This window comes from Cohnella sp. LGH (assembly GCF_017671885.1).
Taxonomy (GTDB): domain Bacteria; phylum Bacillota; class Bacilli; order Paenibacillales; family Paenibacillaceae; genus Cohnella; species Cohnella phaseoli.
Genome location: NZ_CP072117.1, coordinates 3,813,300 through 3,837,062 on the forward strand (window position 1 = coordinate 3,813,300; position 23,763 = coordinate 3,837,062).

Below are 23,763 nucleotides of genomic sequence, written 5' to 3' on the forward strand. Positions count from 1 at the left end.
CCTATTCCGCGCCGCCGAAAAAACAACAACCAACCGCGTCGCTGCGGGCGCCGGTTGGTTGCCATAAACAAATCGTTGCGACGACGGCGGCTATCTGCAGAAAATATGCTTGCCGATCGTCTTGTATTGCGGACGCGACCAGATCCACTTGGAAGTCGCCGTTACGGGATTAAAGTAATACAGGCAGCCGTCGCTAGGATCCCACCCGCTAATCGCGTCCTTAACCGCCTTGAAGGCTTTTTCGTTAGGTTCCAGATAAATCTGTCCGTCGGCTACGGCCGTGAACGCTCCCGGCTGGAAAATAACGCCGGAGGCCGTATTCGGAAACTCCGACGACTTGACGCGGTTCAGAATAACCGCGGCTACCGCAACCTGTCCTTCATAGGGCTCGCCGCGCGCTTCTCCGTATACCGCATTGGCCATCAGCTTCATGTCCTTCTCGGTCAAGCCCAAATTGTTCGAAGCGGGAAGATTGTTGTTGCCCCCCGAGGAGCCTCCGCCGCCGCCGGTTCCTCCTTGGCCGCCTGTCGCTCCTTGCGGCGCTTCTTCGGCGGTCGGCTTCCAATCCTTCGTCGCCTGCCACAGCTTCAGCTTTGTTTTCGCTCCGACAACTCCATCCGACTTCATGCCGAACTTCCACTGGAACCAGGTAACCGCATTTTTCGTTTTTGGTCCGAAATCCCCGTCGACTTTGCCGTTATAGTAGCCAAGAGCCTTCAATCGCCCCTGCAGCTCGTAAATATCCTTGCCGGAGGAGCCTTGCTTCAAAATCGCATTGCTGAACGTTTCTTTCGTTTGGGTGTGTTGCTGCAATGTATATAACCCCAGCAAGCCGAATACGACGCATACGGTTACGATCACGAGACGATAACTCACCTAAGGTCACGCCTTTCTGCATACATGTTAGGTCTTCGACCGTTAGTATGAGAAAGGCGTTAGCCTCTTATACCCATTTTTGTTGCATCGCTTCAAAATCAGGACGGAATTCGCTGCTGATACTGCTCCATCGTCATCAGCACCTCGCGCGGCTTGCTTCCTTCGTAAGGGCCGACGACGCCTTTGGCCTCCATCGTATCGATCAGCCTCGCGGCACGCGTGTAGCCGATGCGCATGCGCCTTTGCAGCAGCGATACGGAAGCCTGCTTTGCTTCCAGCACGATCTGCACCGCTTGATCGAACAATTCGTCGATGATTTCGTCAGCGGCGTCTAAGGCGCTGTCGTCAATTTCCGGCACCAGCTCTTCGTTATACTCCGCTTCCGCTTGACCGCGGCAGTAGCCGACGACCGATTCGACCTCGCCGTCCGACAGGAACGCTCCTTGTACGCGGATAGGCTTGGACGCGCCCATCGGCAGGAACAGCATGTCCCCGCGACCGAGCAGCTTCTCCGCCCCGACCATATCGAGAATCGTCCGCGAATCGACCTGGGACGATACGCCGAACGCGATCCGGCTCGGAATATTCGCCTTGATGACGCCGGTAATGACGTCAACGGACGGACGCTGCGTCGCGATAATCAGATGAATGCCCGCAGCCCTCGCCATTTGCGCCAAGCGGCATATCGCATCCTCGACGTCCCCGGCCGCCACCATCATCAGATCGGCGAGCTCGTCCACGATAACGACGATATAAGGCAGGACCGCATCTGGATTGTTGCCGCCCAACATGAGCGAGTTGTAGCCTTCAATGTTGCGCGTGCCGGATTTGGAGAATTTCTCGTAGCGCTTCTCCATCTCCACGACGATTTTCTTCAGCGCGAGCGAAGCTCTGCGCGGGTCCGTCACAACCGGAGCCAGCAGATGCGGAATACCGTTGTATACATTCAGTTCGACCATTTTAGGGTCGATCATCAGAAACTTAACTTCCTCAGGCTTCGCCTTATACAGCAAACTCGTTATAATGCCGTTAATACATACCGACTTGCCAGATCCCGTCGCTCCGGCTACGAGCAAATGCGGCATCTTAGCCAGATTGCCGACGATCGGCTGGCCCGAGATATCGCGGCCGAACGCAATCGTCAACTTCGCCTGCGATTCCTGAAACGGCTGCGTCTCCAGCACTTCGCGCAGCGTCACGACGCTGACCTCGTTGTTCGGCACCTCGATGCCGATTGCCGACTTGCCCGGAATCGGCGCTTCCATGCGAATGTCCTTCGCTGCCAGCGCCAATGCAATGTCGTCCGTCAGACTGACGATACGGCTTACTTTTACTCCCGTATCCGGCTGCAGCTCGTAGCGGGTTACGGCCGGGCCTCTGGCCACATCAAGCACCTTCGCCCGGACGCCGAAGCTTTCCAGCGTCGCTTCCAGCTTGCGCGCCGTATTCATATAATCGTTCGGGTTGCCGGATTTCCCTCCGCCGTTAGGCTTGTCTAGCAGATTAACAGCCGGGAGCTTATACGGCTTCGGCACCTTCTTCACCGGCTTGGGAGCTGCCTCGACGGACCCAACGCTCTCGGCAGCAGCCGGTAGATTCGGAGCCGCGCCGCCCTGAGCTTCTTCGCGGTCAAGCGTTTCCGAAGCCTCCCCTTCTCCATTCGCCCACTCAGCCTCGGAAGCGGGATCAATCTCATCCGCGCCTTCCCCGTAGACTCCGGGCATCGCCAGCGCACCCTCGTCTTCGTATTCTCCTATTGTCTCGCCCTCTGCAAATTCGGGCTCATCCACATATGCCTGCGCCGTAAAATCTGTAAAGCGCGGCATATTCACCTCTTCGGCCGGCTCTTCTGCCTCGTTCATTTCCTCGGTCTCCGCTAGAGAAGAAGGATTAACGAGAACAGGCTCTTCCGAGACAGGCAGGTTCGTTCTGCGATGAACGCCCGTTCGCACTTTGAACGTTCTGCGCGACAGTGTATCCTTCGCAGAGAACGGCAGCGCTTCCTCTTCCTCCCAGTACTCATCCTCCTGGGTTGGCTCGTATTCCTTCTCCGACTTGCCGTGAAACAGTTGGAAAAACAGCGGCGTTTTCTGCGGGACCGGGATAAGCGCCGGTTCCTCCATTCCGTCGTCGGCTATAATCGGCTTCTGCGGCCGTGAACCGCTAGCGGATTCGGCCGGCTCCGCTACCGCCACGGTGCCTCCTCTTCCTTTTCGCCCGGCTCCTTGAACCGGAATCGCTTTGATCGACAACAGCTTGCGACCCGAAGAGAGTCTAGCAGCCAGCAGCGGGGCCGCCCTCATGACGAATAAGCGCACCGAGCGCCCGATCTCCACATAAGAACGGTTCGTCACAAGCATAAACGCAATCGCGATCTCGATAATGAGCACAAACTTGGCGCCATAATAGCCGAACAGCCAATAAAGCACCGAATACTGCATAGCGCCGACCATTCCTCCGCCGACATCGGCGTTAAACACCTTTATATTGTCCAGTGAAGGCGCTTGCCATAGCAGCTCCTTCAACTGATTCATCGTCTGGCTCACAATGCCGGACGGCGTAATTGCATCCAGCGCCCCGAGACTGCTATCGATCGAAGCCATTGCGCTCCACAAAGTCATAATTAGCGAGACAAGCACAAACCCCGAGCGTCTCGCCGTCCATCCGCGCGGCCATGTGCGTTTAACCATGACATAGAGGCCGAACCAGATGCCAGCCAACGCGAGCAAATAGTAGTGCTTGCCAAGCAGGAACCCGAACAGCTTCGATAGCGAGCGTCCTACTGCAGCTTCCCCGGAGATGGCAATAACAGATAAAGTGATCAGAACGATGCCGTATATTTCATATTTCAAGCTTGACGCGAACGATGCCCGCTTCTTCTTGCGCTTGGCCAAATTTGCCACCTCCCGGTTCAACATTATATCACAGTTGAAGGGAGGTTGGCATGAACGCTCCGACCTACATGCCTAAGTCGGCAGCGTCGGAGAGGCTCGAACCTGGGAGAATAGGCGCGCCTGGAGGCGCTTGGAATGTTTGCGGCGTGTGTGGCGCGTAACCGAGCAGTTGGCCGGGCGCATACTCGGGCATTAAATAATAGTCCAACGGAGCGGACAGCAGACGGACGATCCGGCCGATTCCCGGAGCTACGGGAACGAGTTGAACCGTCGCTCCTTTGACCGTCGTTTCCACAAAAGGACCGGGCTCGTTGTGAAAGCCGTCGAACACCAACTCCAGCGGCATTGCCGTATACATCGTCATCTCGCGTCCGCTCCTCCCCCTGCTGCAGGCCTGCGATCCCGGATAAGGCGATTCAGCTCGCGCAGCGCTTCGCCGACACCCCCTACCGAATCGATCAGACCGTGCTTCACCGCATCCTGACCGATTACCGTTGTCCCGATATCGCGCGTCAACTCGCCGGTTTTGAACATCAACTCTTTAAACGTTTGCTCCGAAACTTTGGAATGCCCCGTGACGAAACGCGTAACCCGCTCCTGCATCTTCTCCAAATAATCAAACGTCTGCGGCACGCCAATAACGAGACCGTTCATTCGAATCGGATGGATCGTCATCGTCGCCGTCTCCGCAATATAAGAAACGTCGGCCGACACCGCAATCGGCACGCCAATGGAATGACCTCCTCCAAGAACAAGCGTTACCGTCGGCTTGGTTAGCGACGAAATCATCTCCGCGATCGCCAGCCCCGCCTCTACATCCCCTCCGACCGTATTCAGCACGATCAGCAGCCCTTCGATTTTGGCGTTTTGCTCGGCCGCGATCAGTTGAGGAATGACATGCTCGTACTTTGTCGTCTTGTTTTGCGGAGGCAAAATCAAATGGCCTTCGATCTGTCCGATGATCGTTAAGCAGAAAATATTGCTCTCGGCCGTAGGAACGGTCGTCTGGCCAAGCTGAACGATCGCCTCCGTAGTCGATGACTTGCGCGCTTCCTCAGATGGCGGGCCCGGCTGCTCCGACGGTTGGTCCGGTTTTTCCTTATCGCTCATCACATCAGCCCCTTGTCAGCTTAACAGCATGACTAGTATCGGCTTTACGCACAAAAAAAACCGTCTCCCGGCCGCCGAAGCGGTGGGAAACGGTTTTTCGATGAGTGTGGGTTCGTTTTTCTATACTTCCATGATGATCGGCAGGATCATCGGTCTTCTTCTTGTTTGCTCGTACAGGAAACGGCCAAGCGCATCCTTGACGTTTGTCTTCAGCGACGCCCACTCGTTCACATTGTCGTTCATTAGCTTATGCAACGTGTTTGTCACGATACGGTTCGCTTCTTCCAGAAGCCCTTCCGATTCGCGTACGTAGACAAAGCCGCGCGAAATGATGTCCGGGCCGGACATAATCGTGCCGTCCTGCTTGCTTAGCGTAACGACGACGACGAGGATACCGTCCTGAGACAGCAGCTTGCGGTCGCGAAGCACGATGTTGCCGACATCTCCGACGCCAAGGCCGTCGATCAGCACATTGCCCGCCGGAATTTTGCCGCCTTTGCGCGCTGTTCCGCCCTGAATTTCGACCGTATCGCCGTTGTCGATCAGGAAAATGTTTTCTTTCGGAATGCCGACCTGCTCACCCAGCAAGCCGTGGTGGCGAAGCATTCTGTATTCGCCATGAATCGGAATGAAGTATTCCGGCTTCATCAGGTTTAACATCAACTTCAGCTCTTCCTGGCTTCCGTGACCCGAGACGTGTACGCCCGAGATTGAACCCGGACCGTAAATCACGTGAGCTCCGAGTCTCATCAGTTCGTCGACCGTTCTGCCAACATACTTCTCGTTGCCTGGAATCGGAGTTGCTGCGATGATGACCGTATCGCCCGGCAGGATGTCGACCTTGCGATGCGTGGAACGAGCCATACGCGTAAGCGCAGACATCGGTTCGCCTTGGCTTCCCGTCGACAGAATGACAACGCGGTCAGCCGGCAGCTTGTTCACTTCCTCAGGCTCAATAATCATGCCTTCCGGAATGGTTAAGTAGCCAAGCTCCGAAGCGATGCCGACGACGTTCACCATACTGCGTCCGATAACCGTCATTTTACGGCGAGTCTCCGCCGCAGCGTTAATCACCTGCTGAATCCGATGCACGTTCGAGGCGAACGTCGCAACGACCACGCGCTGCTTCGCGCTGCGGAACAGCGATTCGAACTCTTTGCCGATATTGCTCTCGGACGGCGTAAAGCCCGGACGCTCCGCGTTGGTGCTATCAGACAGAAGAGCCAGGACGCCCCGGCTTCCGATCTCTGCCATTCGTTGCAAGTCGGCGAATTGGTCGTTCACCGGCGTGTGGTCGAATTTGAAGTCGCCCGTATGGACAACGTTGCCTTCCGGCGTTTCCAGACATACCCCGACCGAATCGGGAATGCTGTGGTTTGTGCGGAAGAAGCTTGCTTTAATCGTTCCGAACGTCAGCGTCGTTTCCTCGTTAATCAGGTGACGCTTCGTATCTCCGAGCAGTCCGGCTTCCTTCAGCTTGTTTTCGACCAAGCCGAGCGTCAGCTTCGTGCCGTAGATCGGCACGTTTAATTGCTTAAGCACGTAAGGCAGTCCGCCGATGTGATCCTCGTGACCGTGCGTGAGCAGAATCGCCCGCACTTTGTCCCGATTATCAAGCAAGTATCCGATATCAGGGATAACGACGTCGATGCCGAGCATTTCCTCTTCCGGGAATTTCAATCCGGCATCAACGACGATAATGTCGCTGCCATACTGGATACAATACATGTTTTTGCCGATTTCGCCGACTCCGCCGAGCGCGAAAATCAGTAATTTATCTTGGTTGTTTTTCTTTGACACTACTAGTACCTCCTAGATCATTCGACGCACCCGATCGATATGAAGTTTTCAATTTGCTTTAAAATTTGCCGCACCCAATCACTCTCAATCATTATACATGAAGCAATTCAGGAAAAACAAGAAGGTTATGTAACACGAAAACCGATGTCCGGAGGACATCGGTTCCCTAACAAATCCAAGCGACCGACAAACCTCGTTATTATCCGTCCAGCAGGTTTTGCAGAAACTTCTTCTCCGCTTCGGTCGCTTGTACGAGAGGCAGACGAACGCCGCCTACCGGCAACCCCCGCAGCGTGAGCGCATACTTGACCGCAACCGGATTAGGCACCGGATTCGGACAGTTGAACAACCCTTTGAACACGGGGAACAACTTCGCGTTCAAAGCTTGCGCCTCCTGCACTCTGCCTTCCAAATAGGCCGCAATCAAATCTTTCATTTGCGCGCCGACGATATGACTGGCCACGCTGATGATTCCGTATCCACCGACCGACAGCGTCGGCAGCGTTACCCCGTCATCGCCGCTATACAGCACGAAGTTTTCCGGGGCGTTCGCGACAATCTCGGTCATTTGCTCCAGTGAAGCGCATTCCTTCGTTGCAACAATATTCGGAATTTGCGCCAGGCGAAGCGTCGTCTCAGCCGTTACGCTGACTACCGTGCGGGAAGGCACGTTGTACAAAATAACCGGCAGCGTCGTCGCTTCGGCAATTGTGCGGAAATGCTGATAGATGCCTTCCTGGCTTGGTTTGTTATAGTAAGGGGCAACGAGAAGGATGCCGTCCACTCCGACTTCTTGGGCTTTTTTCGTCAGTTGGACAGAGTGAGCCGTTTCGTTGCTGCCCGTTCCGGCGATAATTTTGCAGCGCCCTGCTGCGTGCTTTACCGAGAAGCTGAACAATGCGACTTTCTCGTCATCCGTCAGAGTCGGAGATTCTCCTGTCGTTCCGGAGACGACCAAGCTGTCTGTTTTTTGCTCATCAATCAAATAGTCGATCAATTTCGCCGTCGTATCCCAATCGATATTCAAATTTTCGTCAAAAGGAGTGACCATTGCAGTAATCAAACGACCGAAACTCATTCCCAATTTCCTCCTCTAATTTCCCCCGACCGGAGAGAGATGAAGCCCGAATGCCGTGTGCAGAGCCTGAAGCGCAGCTGCCAAATCCTTCTGAGGAATGAGCACCCAGATTGTCGTGTTGGAATCCGCTGATTGCAGAATCGGAATTCCCGAGCCGGTCAAAGCCTCCACAATAATGGCCATTACCCCCGGTTCGCCGTTCATTCCGCCTCCGATAACGGACACTTTGGCGCATTCCCTGCGCACCCGAGGTTCGAAGCCGAGCTCCCGCAGCAGCTCTACCGCCAGCGGCGCATCGTTCTCGGCAACGGTATAATGCACGCCTGTCGGCATTACGTTAATAAAGTCTACGCTGATTCCGTGCGACGCCATTGCGCGAAAAACGCGCAGCTGCAAATCCGCCGGCCCGTCGAGATCGGTCACCGCCAACTGTGTAACGTCGCGAACGTGTGCCAGACCGGTTACCGCCTTATCGTACCAAATGCCTTGGCTTCGCAGCGCCTGCGCATGGGTGACCAACGTGCCTTCCCCGTCCGAGAACGTCGAGCGGACGCGCACGGGAATGCCCGCTTTCATCGCAAGCTCGACGGCGCGGGGATGAATGACTTTCGCTCCGTTCTGCGCCATGTTGCAGATTTCCTCGTAGCTTACTGCCGCGAGCGGACGCGCGTTCGCCACCCATCGGGGATCAGCAGTCAGAATCCCGTCCACATCCGTATAGATATCGACAATATCCGCCCTTAGCGCCGCGCCCAGAGCCGTCGCCGACGTATCGCTTCCGCCTCGGCCAAGCGTCGTTATCTCGCCGTCCTTCGTCCTTCCTTGAAATCCGGTAACAATAACGACCTCGCCAGCGGTTAAATGCCGATGAACGCGAGCGCAATCTATCTCGACAATTCTGGCCGAGCCGTAACGATCATCTGTCACAATTCCGGCCTGTCCTCCCGTCAAAGCCACGGAAGGAATCCCCTCGGCCAGCAGTAGACTGCACAGGACGGCAGCTGAAATCAACTCTCCGCAGGAGAGCAGCAGATCCTTCTCCCGCGGAGCCAACGCATCGCCGTTGCGGCGAATCAACTCTAGTAAAGAATCGGTCGCGTAAGCGTCTCCGCTTCTTCCCATAGCCGACACGACCACGACAACTTTGCTGCCCGCCGCAAATTCCCGGATAATATGACGGAGGACGTGGCTCCGACTTTGCTCATCGGTCAGCGACGTCCCGCCGAATTTCTGCACGACCAGTTCCATCTTGTTTCCTCCGTGGACCAGACGTTGCGGTAATTCTATCTCAAACGTGCGTAAAACGCTCTATGAGCAAAGGTTGCAATTGCTTGCCTTGCAGTGCAGCCTCGCATGTCTCCATCACGAGATCCATTCTCGCGACGAGAGAGTTCGGCTTGGCGATCGGATTATCCTGTCCGAACGGCACGAAGTAAATATTCTTCATGATGAGCAGCTTGGCGATATTCGCGGCGTTAAGACCGAGACCGTCGTTCGTCGAAATCGCCAGCACAAGCGGACGCTGGTTGCGCATCTGCGCCTTCGCGGCCATCAGCACCGGACCGTCCGTCATCGCGTTTGCCAGCTTGCTCGTCGTGTTGCCCGTACAGGGGGCAATCGCTAGAACGTCCAGTCGTTTGGAAGGTCCCAACGGCTCGGCGTCTACTATAGAAGATATGATCTCGTTGCCTGTAATTTGACGCAAAGTTTGCTGCCAATGGCTCGAAGTTCCGAATCTCGTATCCGTCGTCATAATCGTCGTCGAGACAATCGGCACGACATTGGCGCCCGCATCCACGAAACGCTTGATCTGCGGCATAATCTCCTCAAGCGTGCAATGAGAACCGGACAGCGCATACCCGACCGTGATTCCTTGCCAGTTCATGGTTGATTCCCCCGTAATCGGTTGTCTCCCAGAATAACCTGGGTCAGACTGTTCGCGATGATTCGACCGGCCGTCTTCGGCGCCACAATTCCGGGCAGCCCCGGAGCCAGATGAGCCTTGATTCCACGCTTCTCCGCGAAGCGAAAATCGGTTCCTCCGGGCTTCGAAGCCAGGTCGATAATACATGCGCGTTGGGGGAGTTGTGCGATCACTTGCGCTGTGATTATCATAGTCGGAATTGTGTTAAAAATCAAGTCGATATTCCCCGCCTGACGCGCCAAATCAGACATGTAGAAGGGCTCGAAGCCCATCTCGAAGGCGCGGGCGAACATCTCGTCGCGGCGCACTCCGACCTTCACTTTGGCCCCAAGAGCCTGCAGCGTACGAGCCATTGTAAAGCCCGTTCTCCCGAGCCCGAGCACGATACAATTCGAGCCGTGAATCGTAATATCCGTATTCTGAATAGCCATCATCAACGCGCCTTCCGCAGTCGGTATCGAGTTGTAGATAGCAACGTCGTCCCTCTCAAACAGCTCGACAAGCTCGATTCTGTGCTTCTCGCACAGCTTGCGGAGATAGGGCTTTGCCATGCCGGAAATCACCTTGCTTGCCTTCGGCAGCGCAGCCACGTGAGCGTCCGTCAGCCTAAGCTCCGCATCCGTGAACAACGCCGGAATTATCCCCTCGTCATCTGTGCCGACTGCAGGCAATATGAGAGCATCCGCCTCGATCAGCAGCTCCGGCAGCCACTCTCCTTTCGCGGCCCCGCTAAAGGAAGTGTCCAACCTGTCGAAGCCGACGATCGTCAACGAGGCGTCTTTCTCCGTTAGCTGACGGATCACTTCCAACTGCCGGGCATCTCCGCCCGCTAGCACGATTTGAACTCCCGTAAGTATCGCAGCCCCCTCCTCTCGGCATACTTCGCATAGCACATCGTATGCAACCGCCTAAGCGGGGGTGCCGACCAAATTCTCCTTCAGGTATCCCGTGTAGTCAGAACGCCCCTGACGTAGCTGCATCTTTTTGCCGCCTATGGTCATTATCCCAACAACTCAGCTCTCCACTTCCCCCGAGCCTTCTCATAGCACTATCCTACTTTTCAGTGAAGAACAAAAAAAGAACCAAACCAAGTCCCCTCCCCCCATAAAAAGGAAAAAACCGGTTTGGTTCTATAAAAATCAAAGCCCACGTCAGCGATCCAATAAGCGCCAGAGCGGCCTCTATTAGAGGCCGTTAGGAAGGGGCGACCACACCTAAGCGCTGCGCTGTAAGGCGCCTTATTACTTGCCTGTGTGCCCGAAGCCGCCCTCGCCGCGAGAAGTATCGGACAACTCCTCCACTTCCTCAAGACTCACCTGAGGAACGCGCTGGAATACCATTTGGGCGATACGCTCTCCGCGCTCGATCGTGAACGCCTCCTGCCCGAGGTTAATGAGCAAAACCTTAACTTCGCCGCGATAATCGGCGTCGATTGTGCCCGGCGAGTTCAGGCAGGTGATTCCGTGCTTATAGGCAAGGCCGCTGCGAGGGCGAATTTGCGCCTCGAGCTCTCTAGGCATCGCCATCGCAAAACCGCTTGGAATTAATGCCCTTTCTCCTGGAGCAAGAACGACAGGCTCCGATACCGCGGCATGTAGATCGAAGCCCGCGGCCCATTCTGACATTTGACGGGGCAGAGAAATATCCTCATTCCCCGGAAGTCTCTTCAACTGAATTGGATACAATGAATTCCCTCCCGATTCCGGACAACACTTTATTGTCTGCTCCAACTAAAGCGACCGCGCAAGGTTGCGCCATCATGGAGACCATAATTTCATGAAGGTCGGATAGCTCTACCTGATCGATACGCGCCAGCATTTCATCCAGCGTATAATGACGTCCGAGCATCAACTCGTTTTTTCCCAAACGATTCATGCGGCTGCTCGTGCTCTCCAGACTCAAAATCAAATTGCCTTTAAGCTGCTCTTTGCCTCTGTGCAGCTCGGCTTCGCTCAGCCCTTGAGCCGCAAGCTCGCCAAGCAATTCCATCGTGATATCGTATACTTCCTTCGTTTGCTTTGGCGCGGTTCCCGCATATACGGTAAACAAACCGCTATCCGCATAAGAAGTATGGTAGGAGTAAACCGAGTAGGCCAACCCGCGCTTCTCGCGAATCTCCTGGAACAGACGCGAACTCATGCCGCCGCCAATCGTATTGTTGAGCAGAATCATCGCATACAGGTTCGGAGCTTTGCTAGAGAAACCGGGAAACGTTAAGCAAAGATGGTTCTGTTCGGTTTTCTTGCGATGAAACAGCGCACGGGAATGGAACGCCGGAACTTCAAGCTCCGTGTCTTGACCTACGATATCGAACCGCCCGAAATGCTGTTCCAACAGCTCGAGCACCTCTTCGCCGACATTGCCGGCAATGCTGATGACCGTATTATCGATCCGATACCTCTCCCGCATATACTTCCGCAAATGATCCGGCCCCATCGGTTCCAGACTGTCTGCCGTGCCAAGTATGGAGTAGGCAAGCGGATGATCGTTATAGGCGGCGCGGGACGCCAAATCGTGTACCGTGTCGTCCGGAGTATCCTCATACATCGAAATCTCTTCTAGGATGACATTTTTTTCTTTGGCCAGCTCTTCCTCGGCCATCTGCGATTCGAAAAACATATCCGATAAGATATCAACCGCAATCGGCAAATGCTGATCGAGCACTTTGGCATAGTAGCACGTATACTCTTTGGACGTAAAGGCGTTCACATTGCCGCCGATTCCGTCAAAGCGATCTGCAATATCCTTGGCGCTGTGCCGGCTCGTCCCTTTGAACAGCATATGTTCAATAAAATGGGAAGTCCCGTTAGTTTCGAGATTTTCATACCGGGAACCGGTCTTGACCCAGATGCCGAACGAAACCGAACGGTACGTCGGAATCGATTCGATCATCACGCGAAGCCCATTCTTCAGCGTATATTTGTTCATCCGACTCCCCCCTTTTCATATGGATAAATGAACAGTGATACCACTATAACAAATTCCGACAATCGTCACAACCGATCCTCAAGCCGTTCGGGCGAAAGCGTCTGCGATACGGTCCCGGGAATATAGCCTCTGGCTTTGATCGCCTTGATCATGCCCCGCAGCGCTCCTGCTGTAGTGGACGTCGGATGCATCAAAATTAAACTGCCCGGCCCGACCTTTCTCGACACTTTGGCCACGACGGATTCGGGAGCGGGTTTCTGCCAATCAATCGTATCTAGCGTCCACAATACCGTTGTCAGTCCGTATTCCGCAGATACGCGGATCGTCTGGTCGTTATAGCTCCCGGAAGGAGGTGCAAACCATACGTTCTTCACGCCAAGCTGTTTAAGCAACTGCTCTGTCTTGCCGATCTCCTGTCTTTGGCGCTCGGCGCCAAGCTTGCTCATATCCGGATGGGTATATGCATGGTTGGATGCCTCATGCCCCTGTGCGATCATCTTTTTGGCCGTATCCATGTTTTTGGACAACCAGGTGCCATCGAAGAAAAAGGTAGCCTTAACGCCTTCCTCCTGCAAAATACGAAGAATTTCCGGCAAATACTCTTCTCCCCATGCCACGTTGATCATTAGCCCGACAGCCGGCTTGGCGGCATTGCCCCTGTAAATCGGATGGGTCGGCAAGTCCTTAAGAGACACCTTCGGCCGAACGATCCGATATACCCAAGGAAATCCTTCTCCTGAATTGGGAGCGGAACCGATCAGCTTCGCCTTCAAGTAGGTTGCCCGAATGTCGACGATCCGCCCCTCGTATTCCGGGATCGCTTTCCATACCCGGTCAATGACTGCGTCAATCGGCGGCTGGCTGCGTTTGGCCGCCTCGGCTTCGATCCACTCCAGCAGCTTGTCTCCTTGCTTATCGCCCGTCAGCGCCTCCATCGCAGCCGCCTGCTTGACCGTATGAACGAACGGTCCGATCGGCCCGTATGTTCCGGCCAGCAGCACCGCAGCCAAACATACCGCCATAGCAGCCAGCAGGTCTGCCGGGATTTTTCTCGCCACGATTCGCTCACCCCGTCTTGTCCGATTCCTTGCCTTCATCTTATGCCCGGAAAACGGCTTTTATGAGTGAGCATCCCATAGTATGCGATGATCTATACAAACAAAAAGAGACCTTCGCTTAGGAGTCTCTTTTGTCCATCATATGGCGTTATCGCGTTTGATTACACCGACACTTGTTCGGAATTCAACAGCGCTTTGCGCGACAGATTGATTCGGCCCATATTGTCGATCTCGGTCACCTTGACTTCAATCTGATCGCCGATGTTGACGACGTCTTCGACTTTAGCCACGCGCTCGTTCGCCAACTGGCTAATGTGGATCAGCCCGTCCTTGTTCGGCAAAATTTCCACGAAGCAGCCGAACTTCTCGATACGCTTGACCGTTCCGGTATACACTTCGCCAACGACGACTTCCCGAACGATGCCCTCGATAATCGCGCGGGCGCGTTGGTTCGCCGCTTCGTCCGTCGAAGCGATGTACACGGTGCCGTCTTGCTCGATATCGATTTTGACGCCGGTATCTTCGATAATTTTGTTGATGATCTTGCCGCCGGAACCGATAACGTCGCGAATTTTGTCCGGGTTGATCTTGAGCGACAAAATTTTCGGAGCGTATTTGCTCAGCTCTTTGCGTGGCTCGGTGATCGTCTCAAGCATTTTGCCGAGAATGAACATCCGACCCTCTTTGGCTTGATCCAGAGCTTCCGTCAAAATGGAGCGGTCGATGCCGTCGATTTTGATGTCCATCTGAATCGCCGTAATACCGGCAGATGTGCCTGCAACCTTAAAGTCCATATCGCCGAGATGGTCTTCCATCCCTTGAATATCGGTCAGAATCGACGTATGGTCGCCGTCCTTGATCAAGCCCATCGCGACGCCTGCTACCGGCGCTTTGATCGGTACGCCCGCATCCATCATCGCCAGCGTGCTTGCACAAATGCTCGCCTGAGACGTAGAGCCGTTCGACTCCAATACTTCCGACACAAGGCGAATCGTGTACGGGAATTCCACTTCCGAAGGAAGCACTTTAAGCAGCGCGCGTTCGCCTAATGCGCCGTGACCGATTTCGCGGCGTCCTGGCGGACGAAGCGGGCGAGCTTCCCCGACCGAGAACGGCGGGAAGTTATAGTGATGCATGAACCGCTTCGATTCCTGCGGACTGATGCCGTCGAGAATCTGAACTTCTCCAAGCGGTCCGAGCGTACATACGCTAAGCGCCTGCGTCTGTCCGCGCGTGAACAAGCCAGATCCGTGAGTCCGCGGCAGAATCGCGGTATCCGAGGAAATCGGACGAATCTCCGATAGTCCGCGGCCGTCCGGACGCACCTTGTCGTGCGTAATCAAACGACGAACTTCGTTCTTGACGATGTCGTACAGCACTTCTTTAACGTCGCCCAGCTTCTCCGGCGCTTCGGCATACACTCCGGTGAAATGCTCGACCGTTTCGGCGTTGATCGCGTCAATCGCTTCCTGGCGCGCATGTTTCTCGGCAATTCGTACAGCTTCGACCAGTCGATCCTGCGCGTACGATTTGACTGCGGCTTCGACATCGGCGTCCACGCTGTGCAGCTTCACTTCCATCTTCGGCTGGCCGGCGACCTCTACGAGACGATCGATCGTATCAACGATCTTCTTGATCTCATCATGGCCGAACATGATCGCTTCCAGCATGTCCGTCTCGGAAACTTCGTTCGCTTCCGCTTCAACCATCATGATCGCATCGCGGGTACCCGCTACGACGACGTACAAATCGCTGATCACTTCCTGCTCCTGCGTTGGGTTTACGATAAATTCGCCGTTGATTCTTCCGACGATAACGCCTCCGACGGGTCCGCTAAACGGCACGTTGGAGATCGACAGCGCTGCGGAGGTTCCGATCATCGCCGCGATTTCCGGAGAGCAATCCTGATCCACGCTGAGCACCAGGTTAACGATCTGAATGTCATTCCGGAAGCCTTCCGGGAACAACGGACGAATCGGGCGGTCCGTTAAACGGCTGGCCAATATCGCCTTTTCGCTCGGTCTTCCTTCCCGTTTAATGAATCCTCCAGGAATTTTGCCTACCGCGTACAACCGCTCTTCATAGTTCACGGTCAACGGGAAGAAATCCAGATCCTTCGGCTCGCTGGAAGCCGTCACGGTAGAGAGTACTACCGTTTCACCATAACGTACAACGACGGCGCCATTGGCCTGTTTGGCCAATCGTCCGGTTTCCAAAGAAAACGGGCGGCCGCCAAGCTGCATATCCACGCTTTGTTCCAAAACCAATTCCCTCCTCTAAATGCGAGCTTGCGCTCGTCACGTCTTGCAATCCTATGTACTTTCGACACTGTTCCCACTATTTCCTGCCAAGCCTTGTCTTAGGCATCATGTTCATTGTTTCATTGTTTCCCCGCTCATATATAGGGAAAAAGCAACCTGAGCGCCTGTTAGGGCGATAAGCCCCGTACGAAGTGGCCAGGTTGCTTTCATTCGAATACAAATTAACGACGCAGACCCAATTTGGCAATCAGGGCGCTGTAGCGGCTAACGTCTTTCGCTTTCAAGTATGCCAGCAGCTTACGGCGTTGACCAACCATCATAAGCAGACCGCGACGGGAGTGGTGGTCTTTCTTGTGTTCCCTGAAGTGTGCTGTCAGATTGTTGATGTTCTGCGTAAGGATAGCGATTTGAACTTCCGGCGAACCGGTGTCCGTAGCGTGCAACTTGTGCTCTTCGATCAATTCTTGTTTGCGTTCTTGCGTCAATGCCATCCTTGTTCACCTCCTTCTTAAAAATCGCCTGTAGCCGAGCTGACGTCGGTGAGAACGTTTCGCCAAGCTAAGGTTCACATTGCGTGTCGCAACGATAGGCGGCTGCCTCTCGACGACAACGTTGTATATTATAACACAACTTAAAGTACATTCACAATGCATTAATCGCGAGCTTCCACCGAGAAGATCTCGCGCGCCTTCGCCGAATCGCTGGCAATTTGCTCAATCAGTTGGTTGATCGATTCGAATTTTTTCTCGGGACGCAGGAAGGAATGAAATCGCAACGCCAAATGTCGACCGTACAAATCGCCGTCGAAGTCGAACAGATGCGCTTCCAGCTTCAGTGCGCCTCCCGGGGCGTCAAACGTAGGCCGATAGCCCACGTTCAACACTCCGTTATGACGGCTTTCCGCCGTTCCCGCATCGGACAGCACATCGATTTCAATCGCATACACGCCCCGTTGCGGGATTACATACGGTTGGATCAGCTCCAAGTTAGCCGTCGGATACCCGAGCTGACGGCCTCTCGCATCTCCGTGAACGACAAGTCCCTTCAGCAGGTAAGGCCTGCCCATCAGCCGGGAAGCAGAGGAGCAATCCCCTTCTTCAAGTCGCGCGCGAATCCGCGTGCTGCTCACTTTGCTGTCGTTCAAAAACACCGGAGAAACAACTTGTACCTGAAGCTCTCCGACATTCCTGAGAGTCTCCGCTTTGCCTTGACCGCGATGACCGAACGAAAAATCAAACCCGACGATGGTCTCCCTGACGCCAAGAGGAACAATGATCGATTTCACAAATTGCTCGGCGGTTACCTCGGAGAACTCGCGATCAAAACGAATAACGTAAGCCGTATCCACGCCCAACTCGGCGATGAGAGCCAGCTTGTCCTCCAGAGGGGTTAACACTCCGTCGTATTGCGAGCCGTGCCCGAGAACGACTCTCGGATGCGGATCGAACGTCATGACGGCCGACGCCCAGCCGTTCTCCCTCGCCGATGCAACGGCCTGACGAATCACTTCCTGATGTCCCAGATGAACGCCGTCGAAAAAGCCGATTGCGAGCGAGAGTCCGTTTTTGGCCGCACCTTCGGGCAAGCCTTCCGTTACATTCGCAACTGATAATTGAATCCGTTCCACCTGATGCCCTCCTGCTTAATCGGACTGACTGTCATGCGGCTGATCTTCCGAAGGATGAAACACCTTAACGGGGCGGATCCACTCCGTCGTCTCGTCCACGGAAAACAAACCGAGAAAAACGCCGTCCGAGCGGTAGAGCTTCCACAACCCTTGCCGGTCCGGAACGGGCCGCAGCCGCTCAGTCCGAATTCCTTTGCCTTGAAGCGCGTATCGCGATTCCTGCTCCGCGGCGCTCGTTGAAGGCAGCTGAGTAAGCAGCCTATCCGCTGCAAGCAGCTTGCCGTCCATCTCGCCCTTCTCGATCAGCCCCGGAATCTCCTCAAGCGTTACGCAGTGCTCCTGGCTTATTCCGGCGCTTTCAAGGCGAACGAGCTCCGCCATCACCGCCGGAACGCCGAGCTTCCGTCCGATGTCCACGCATAATGTACGAATATAAGTGCCTTTGGAGCAGGCGACCGTAAACGTCACTTCGGGCTCGTCCGTGCCGGCTGTCACCTCGTCCACGTCGATTCGGTGAATGGTTACCCGGCGAGCTTTGCGCTCGACGGTTATCCCCTGTCTGGCCAGTTCATACAGCCGTTTGCCGTCGACCTTTACGGCCGATACCATCGGCGGAATCTGATCGATCTCGCCGACAAAGGAAAGCACGGCTTCCCTGATCGCGGGTTCGGTCAGGAACGAAGCGTCCTTCCGTTCGATAATTTCGCCGCTCAGATCTTCGCTATCTGTCGCAATGCCGAATCTGAGTTTGGCCCGATACGTTTTGGGCGCTTCCTGCAAATATTCGACCAGACGGGTCGCACGACCGACGCACAGCGGCAGAACCCCTGTGACGGCCGGATCCAGCGTTCCCGTATGGCCGATGCGGCGCTCGCGTAGCAGCCGCCTCGCTTTGGCGACAACGTCGTGCGACGTCCAGCCGGCAGGCTTCCAAATGGCAAGAACGCCTTCCCAGTTCCGCTTGCCGTCCGTCATAATGCCTCCAACGCTTTCCGCACCTCTTCGATCGTCAGTCGGATAACCTCCGGCAACGGATCCGTGAACCTGCATCCCGCAGCGCGGACATGGCCGCCTCCGCCGAAACGTTGGGCCACTTCCGCCACGTTCACCTTGCCGGCGGATCTCATACTGACTTTAACCGATTGCTCTCCATTTTGTTTGAAGAGCAGACCGACCTCGACGCCTTCGATATTGCGCGGATAGTTAACGAGACCTTCCAGATCTTCATTCGTCGCTCCGGTCTCCTCCAAATCCTCCGAAGTGACCCAGAGCCAGGCGATTCGCTCGTCCTCGCTCAGCTCAAGTCTGGACAGGCCGCGCTGCAATATACGCAGTTGTCCAGGCGTCATCCGCTCCAGCAGATGTTCCGCCAGCTCCGGCCCGTTCGCGCCGGCCTGAAGCAGCCGCGAAGCCATCGCCATGACGAGCGGAGACGTACTGGAATAGCGGAAGCCGCCAGTATCCGTCAGCAAACCCGTATAGATCGCCGTCGCCACATCGGCGTCCGGCTCCATTCCCAGCTCATCCAGCAGCTCGAATAAAATTTCCGCTGTGGCGGCCGCATGGAACTTCATCAGATTCACTCGGCCGAAGCCGTTGTTCGTCGGATGATGATCGATATTGAGCAGCTCGGCGTCCGGAGCGAACCATGTCTCCGTGCGTCCAACCCTCGCATAATCGGCGCAATCGACGCAAATGACGTTCCGATACTGTCTGACCGGCGAATTTCCTTCCGGCTGGTCGCTGTTGTCCATTGCATGGATGTCAGAGCTTTTCCATAGAAACCGTAGCCGGGAAGGCACGGCGCCCTCGTTCAGCATCGTGTACCGCTTCCCCAGCTTTTCCAGCATCCAAGCTACGGTTACCGTCGAGCTAATCGCATCGCCGTCGGGTTGCACGTGAGAAACGATCAGAAAGTCGTCCCTATCGCGGATAAAAGCGGCCGCTTCCTTTAACTGCTCGGCCCACATGCCGTTCCCTCCCCTCGGGCTTTAAGACTCTTGAGATTGTTGATTGATCTGCTGCAGCAAATCTTCAATATGGCTTCCATACGCGATGGAGCTGTCGAAGCGGAACTCGATCGCCGGCGTATGACGCAGCTTCACCCGCCGCCCCAACTCCGAGCGCAGAAATCCGTTCGCGCGGCCGAGCGCCTTCAGCGTCTCTTCCTTCTGCTCCTCGCTGCCGAGAATGCTCAAATAAACTCGGGCAAGGGAGAGATCGTTGGTTAGATCCACTCCCGTTACCGTTATAAAACCAATACGCGGGTCTTTCAGCTCCGTCTGGATGACGTTGCTGATTTCTTTTTTAATTTGTTCGCCGACCCGTCCGACTCGAAACTTAGCCATTCAGATCCCACCTTCACTTGCTGCTGGGATTAACGCTCAACGGACTCCATGACGAAGGCTTCGATAACGTCGCCCAGTTGAATGTCATTGAATTTATCAAGCGTAATTCCGCATTCATAGCCTTCCGAAACTTCCTTCGCGTCATCCTTGAAGCGCTTGAGCGAGTCGATCTTGCCCGTGTAGACGACGATTCCGCCGCGCAGCAGGCGAGCTTCCGCGTTCCGCAATATTTTGCCGTCGGTGACCATACAGCCGGCAATCGTGCCCACCTTCGTCACCTTGAACATATCGCGAACTTCCGCGTGACCGGTCACCTTCTCCTTGAAGATCGGATCGAGCATTCCCTTCATCGCGTACTCGATCTCTTCGATCACTTTGTAGATGATCGAGTGCAGTCGGACGTCGACCTTCTCCTGCTCGGCGATCGATTGAGCACGCGGCTCCGGACGTACGTTAAAGCCGATGACGATTGCGGAGGAAGCCGATGCAAGAATAATATCGGATTCCGTAACCGCGCCTACGCCGCTGTAAATCGTACGAACGCGAACGCCTTCGATCTCGATTTTCTCAAGCGAGCCTTTGAGGGCTTCCAGAGAACCTTGAACGTCGGCCTTGAGGATAACGTTGAGCTCCTTGATGTCGCCTTCTTTGATTTTGCTGAACAGATCTTCCAGCGTAACCGCCTGGTTCGCTTTCATCTGCGATTGACGAGTCTTGATCGAACGCTTGTCGGAAATTTCCCGCGCTTTGCGCTCGTCCTCGAATACCATGAACGGATCGCCTGCTTGCGGCACTTCCGTCAAACCGGTAATTTCCACCGGGGTTGACGGTCCCGCTTCCTTGATCCGGCGTCCGCGGTCATTCGTCATGGCGCGAATTCGACCAAAGCAGTCGCCTGCGACAAACGCATCGCCCACTTTGAGCGTACCGTTCTGAACGAGGATGCGGGCAACCGGCCCTTTTCCTTTGTCCAGCTCGGCTTCCATAACCGTACCGCGCGCCCGTTTGTCCGGGTTCGCCTTGTAGTCGTTCACCTCGGCGACGAGCAGGATCATCTCCAGCAAGCCGTCCAAGTTCAAGCGCTGCTTCGCGGACACTTCGACGAAAATCGTGTCTCCGCCCCATGCCTCTTGTACAAGACCGTACTCGGTCAGCTCTTGCTTGACTTTATCCGGGTTGGCGCTCGGCTTGTCGATCTTGTTGACTGCTACGATAATCGGCACGTTGGCCGCTTTCGCGTGAGCGATCGCCTCTACCGTCTGCGGCATGACGCCGTCGTCGGCAGCAACTACGAGAATCGTAATATCGGTAACCTGCGCTCCGCGGGCACGCATCGTCGTGAACGCTTCGTGACCCGGCGTATCGAGGAACGTAATTTTTTTGCCATTGATTTCGACTTGGTAAGCGCCGATGTGCTGCGTAATTCCGCCGGCTTCGCCGCTTGCAACTTTCGTCTCGCGAATCGCGTCGAGCAATGTCGTTTTACCGTGATCGACGTGACCCATGATCGTAACGACAGGAGGACGGTTAACGAGATCGTCCGGATCGTCGTTCTCTTCGGTCGTCTCGAACTGCGTATCCTCGACGACGATTTTCACTTCGGCTTCGACGCCGTAATCGGAAACGACGAGCAGAACCGTATCCAGATCCAGATCCTGGTTGATCGTGGCCATAACGCCCATCAGCAGCAGCTTCTTGATCACTTCGGAGGCGTCCTTGTGCAGCAGCTTCGCCAATTCGCCTACCGTCATATTGCCGCGAACGATAACCTTCTTCGGCGTATTGTCGATTTTCTCGCGCGGAGGCTGGTTGCTCTTGCGAGCGTTCTTGCCGCCTTTGCCTCTCGGTCCTCTGAAATTCGTTCTGCCGTCGTCGAACCGGTTGTTTTCTTTACGTTTGAAATCACTCTCGCCCGGACGCCCTTTGCCATCGCGGCCCGCCGGTCTGCTGCTGTCTCCCGGGCGACCGCCTCTGGCCCCCGCAGCCGATGGAGCCGGACTGCGGCCTGCGCCGAATCCTTGGCCCGGACGCGTCGCCGCGCCGCCTTGACCTCCGCTTTGCGGACGATTGCCGAAGCTGCCGCCTTGACCCCCGCCTTGCGGACGGTTGCCGTAGCCGCCTTGGCCTCCGCCTTGACCGCTGCCTTGCGGACGATTGCCGTAGCTGCCGCCTTGACCTCCGCCTTGCGGACGGTTGCCGTAACCACCTTGGCCTCCGCCTTGACCGCTGCCTTGCGGACGGTTGCCGTAGCCACCCTGGCCTCCGCCTTGACCGCTGCCTTGCGGACGGTTGCCGTAGCCGCCTTGGCCTCCGCCTTGACCGCTGCCTTGCGGACGGTTGCCGTAACCTCCCTGGCCTCCGCCTTGCGGACGGTTGCCGTAGCCGCCTTGACCGCTGCTTTGCGGACGGTTGCCGTAGCCACCCTGGCCTCCGCCTTGACCGCTGCCTTGCGGACGGTTGCCGTAGCCGCCTTGACCTCCGCCCTGCGGACGGTTGCCATCGCGATTGCCGTACCCACCTTGGCCTCCGCCCTGCGGACGGTTGCCATCGCGATTGCCGTACCCACCTTGGCCCCCGCCCTGCGGACGGTTGCCATCGCGGTTACCATAGCTGCCTTGGCCTCCGCCCTGCGGGCGGTTGCCATCGCGATTGCCATAGCCGCCTTGGCCTCCGCCTTGCGGACGGTTGCCATCGCGGTTGCTGGAGCCGCCTTGACCGCTGCCGCCCTCGCTTTGCCCTTGTGGACGCGACTCAGACTGCGGATGTTGTGCGGACGAAGAAGCGCTCGTATCCTGCGCAGGCGCCGAAGACACCTTAGCCGTTGGCGCTGCCGACTCTGAAGCTGCCGGAGCTGGCGCCGCAGGACTTTGTTGCGGCGTCGAAGCTTGAACCGGAGCCGCAGGACGCGGTTGCTGTTGCTGCTGGCTGCCAGAAGCTGCGCTCTGTCCGCTCGGCTGCGAACGACGCTCCCGCTCAGGAGCGGGAGCCGCCGCCGGCTTGGCGGAGGCTTGGGCCATTTTCGCGGCCGCGTTCGCTTTAATATCGCGGAAGAACTTCTCCACCGCGCCCGTCATGCCGTCTTCCATCACGCTCATGTGATTGTTAACCGGCATGTTCATTCTTTTCAAAATCGTAATAACTTCCTTGCTGCTCATATTGAGCTGCTTGGCGTATTCGTAAACCCTTAGCTTATCCTTGTTATCCGTTTGATCTTGCTTACTCAATATTCTCCACCTCCGAGTGTTGATTCCAACCGGCGGCCAGCATATCGGCGAATCCTCGATCCGTTACCGCGAACAGGACGCGTTCGGGTTTGCCTACAGCCGATCCCAGTTCGAATCGCGTAAAACCGACTAGCAATGGTACACCGTAACTGTTGCATTTATCAGTAACTTTTTTTCTCGTATTATCCGAAGCGTCGCCGGCGAGCAGTACAAGCTTGGCTTCGCCCGAGCGGATCGCCTTCAGCACAATCTCTTCCCCGCTGATCAGCTTGCCCGCCCTTGTCGCCAGACCTAACCGGGACAACGCCTTATTGGCCATCTTCATCGTCGCCCACCAGCTCCTTGTTCGCCTGGAATTCCTCTTCCACCTGAATGAAGTCGGCTTCCAAACGATCGTAGATATCCGCGCCGACCGGCGTCTTCAAGGCGCGCTCGAACGCTTTCGACTTCTTCGCCAGCTTAAAGCAAGCGACCTTGCCGCACAGATATGCGCCGCGGCCCGGCTTTTTGCCGGTCAGATCGATGTGGATCTCTCCCTCCGGAGAGCGCACGATTCGGATCAGTTCTTTCTTCGCCATCATTTCCTGACAAGCGACGCATTTGCGCTGCGGAATTTTCCTTGGTCTCACGGCGAT

21 protein-coding genes are annotated in these 23,763 nt (G+C 55.8%); all 21 read right to left on the reverse strand.

Annotated elements, in window-relative coordinates; all coding sequences use genetic code 11:
* Positions 1-90: 90 nt before the first annotated feature.
* A complete protein-coding gene (gene sleB / locus J4772_RS16300; protein WP_116059577.1) occupies positions 91-876 on the reverse strand; it encodes a spore cortex-lytic enzyme in 786 nt (261 codons plus the stop codon).
* A 98-nt stretch (positions 877-974) separates the two neighbouring features.
* Entirely contained in the window at positions 975-3,794 is a 2,820-nt protein-coding gene (locus J4772_RS16305; RefSeq protein ID WP_209076179.1) for an FtsK/SpoIIIE family DNA translocase, read from the reverse strand.
* Positions 3,795-3,834: 40 nt separating this feature from the next.
* A complete protein-coding gene (locus tag J4772_RS16310; protein ID WP_209076181.1) occupies positions 3,835-4,134 on the reverse strand; it encodes a YlzJ-like family protein in 300 nt (99 codons plus the stop codon).
* Positions 4,131-4,880 (reverse strand): ClpP family protease, encoded by a 750-nt coding sequence (locus J4772_RS16315; protein ID WP_116059574.1) that lies wholly within the window; start codon positions 4,878-4,880, stop codon positions 4,131-4,133. The genes J4772_RS16310 and J4772_RS16315 overlap by 4 nt, the downstream gene beginning before the upstream one ends.
* Positions 4,881-5,000: 120 nt before the next feature.
* Positions 5,001-6,680, reverse strand: a complete 1,680-nt coding sequence (locus J4772_RS16320; protein ID WP_116059573.1) for a ribonuclease J — start codon at positions 6,678-6,680, stop codon at positions 5,001-5,003.
* A 199-nt stretch (positions 6,681-6,879) separates the two neighbouring features.
* Complete coding sequence (gene dapA / locus J4772_RS16325) at positions 6,880-7,758, reverse strand: 4-hydroxy-tetrahydrodipicolinate synthase (RefSeq protein WP_116059572.1); 879 nt, start codon at positions 7,756-7,758, stop codon at positions 6,880-6,882.
* A 15-nt stretch (positions 7,759-7,773) separates the two neighbouring features.
* Positions 7,774-9,006, reverse strand: a complete 1,233-nt coding sequence (gene dapG / locus J4772_RS16330) for an aspartate kinase (RefSeq protein WP_209076183.1) — start codon at positions 9,004-9,006, stop codon at positions 7,774-7,776.
* A 40-nt stretch (positions 9,007-9,046) separates the two neighbouring features.
* Positions 9,047-9,643, reverse strand: coding sequence for a dipicolinate synthase subunit B (locus J4772_RS16335; RefSeq protein ID WP_116059570.1), 597 nt, complete (start codon positions 9,641-9,643; stop codon positions 9,047-9,049).
* Entirely contained in the window at positions 9,640-10,539 is a 900-nt protein-coding gene (gene dpsA / locus J4772_RS16340) for a dipicolinate synthase subunit DpsA (RefSeq protein WP_116059722.1), read from the reverse strand. The genes J4772_RS16335 and dpsA overlap by 4 nt, the downstream gene beginning before the upstream one ends.
* Before the next feature lie 384 nt (positions 10,540-10,923).
* Positions 10,924-11,367, reverse strand: coding sequence for a dUTP diphosphatase (gene dut, locus J4772_RS16345; protein WP_116059569.1), 444 nt, complete (start codon positions 11,365-11,367; stop codon positions 10,924-10,926).
* Positions 11,330-12,610, reverse strand: coding sequence for a M16 family metallopeptidase (locus J4772_RS16350; RefSeq protein ID WP_116059568.1), 1,281 nt, complete (start codon positions 12,608-12,610; stop codon positions 11,330-11,332). The genes dut and J4772_RS16350 overlap by 38 nt, the downstream gene beginning before the upstream one ends.
* Before the next feature lie 65 nt (positions 12,611-12,675).
* Complete coding sequence (locus J4772_RS16355) at positions 12,676-13,668, reverse strand: polysaccharide deacetylase family protein (protein ID WP_247741120.1); 993 nt, start codon at positions 13,666-13,668, stop codon at positions 12,676-12,678.
* A gap of 161 nt (positions 13,669-13,829) precedes the next feature.
* Positions 13,830-15,929 carry a polyribonucleotide nucleotidyltransferase gene (locus tag J4772_RS16360; RefSeq protein WP_116059566.1) on the reverse strand — a complete coding sequence of 700 codons (2,100 nt, stop codon included), beginning with the start codon at positions 15,927-15,929 and terminating at the stop codon, positions 13,830-13,832.
* 221 nt (positions 15,930-16,150) lie between these two features.
* A complete protein-coding gene (rpsO, locus tag J4772_RS16365; RefSeq protein WP_116059565.1) occupies positions 16,151-16,420 on the reverse strand; it encodes a 30S ribosomal protein S15 in 270 nt (89 codons plus the stop codon).
* A gap of 161 nt (positions 16,421-16,581) precedes the next feature.
* The gene (locus tag J4772_RS16370; protein ID WP_209076186.1) at positions 16,582-17,556 is read right to left on the reverse strand and encodes a bifunctional riboflavin kinase/FAD synthetase; all 975 of its coding nucleotides are present in this window, start codon (positions 17,554-17,556) and stop codon (positions 16,582-16,584) included.
* Between the two features lie 15 nt (positions 17,557-17,571).
* On the reverse strand, positions 17,572-18,531 hold the full coding sequence (gene truB / locus J4772_RS16375) for a tRNA pseudouridine(55) synthase TruB (RefSeq protein WP_209076188.1): 960 nt from the start codon (positions 18,529-18,531) through the stop codon (positions 17,572-17,574).
* Positions 18,528-19,526: a DHH family phosphoesterase gene (locus J4772_RS16380; RefSeq protein WP_209076189.1), complete on the reverse strand. Its 999-nt coding sequence runs from the start codon at positions 19,524-19,526 to the stop codon at positions 18,528-18,530. Before J4772_RS16380 ends, truB begins: the two co-directional genes overlap by 4 nt.
* A gap of 21 nt (positions 19,527-19,547) precedes the next feature.
* Positions 19,548-19,904, reverse strand: coding sequence for a 30S ribosome-binding factor RbfA (gene rbfA, locus J4772_RS16385; RefSeq protein WP_116059561.1), 357 nt, complete (start codon positions 19,902-19,904; stop codon positions 19,548-19,550).
* A gap of 29 nt (positions 19,905-19,933) precedes the next feature.
* Positions 19,934-23,128: a translation initiation factor IF-2 gene (gene infB / locus J4772_RS16390; protein ID WP_209076191.1), complete on the reverse strand. Its 3,195-nt coding sequence runs from the start codon at positions 23,126-23,128 to the stop codon at positions 19,934-19,936.
* Complete coding sequence (locus J4772_RS16395; RefSeq protein ID WP_116059559.1) at positions 23,121-23,453, reverse strand: YlxQ family RNA-binding protein; 333 nt, start codon at positions 23,451-23,453, stop codon at positions 23,121-23,123. The genes infB and J4772_RS16395 overlap by 8 nt, the downstream gene beginning before the upstream one ends.
* Positions 23,437-23,757 (reverse strand): RNase P modulator RnpM, encoded by a 321-nt coding sequence (rnpM, locus tag J4772_RS16400; RefSeq protein WP_116059558.1) that lies wholly within the window; start codon positions 23,755-23,757, stop codon positions 23,437-23,439. The genes J4772_RS16395 and rnpM overlap by 17 nt, the downstream gene beginning before the upstream one ends.
* Between the last annotated feature and the right edge of the window lie 6 nt (positions 23,758-23,763).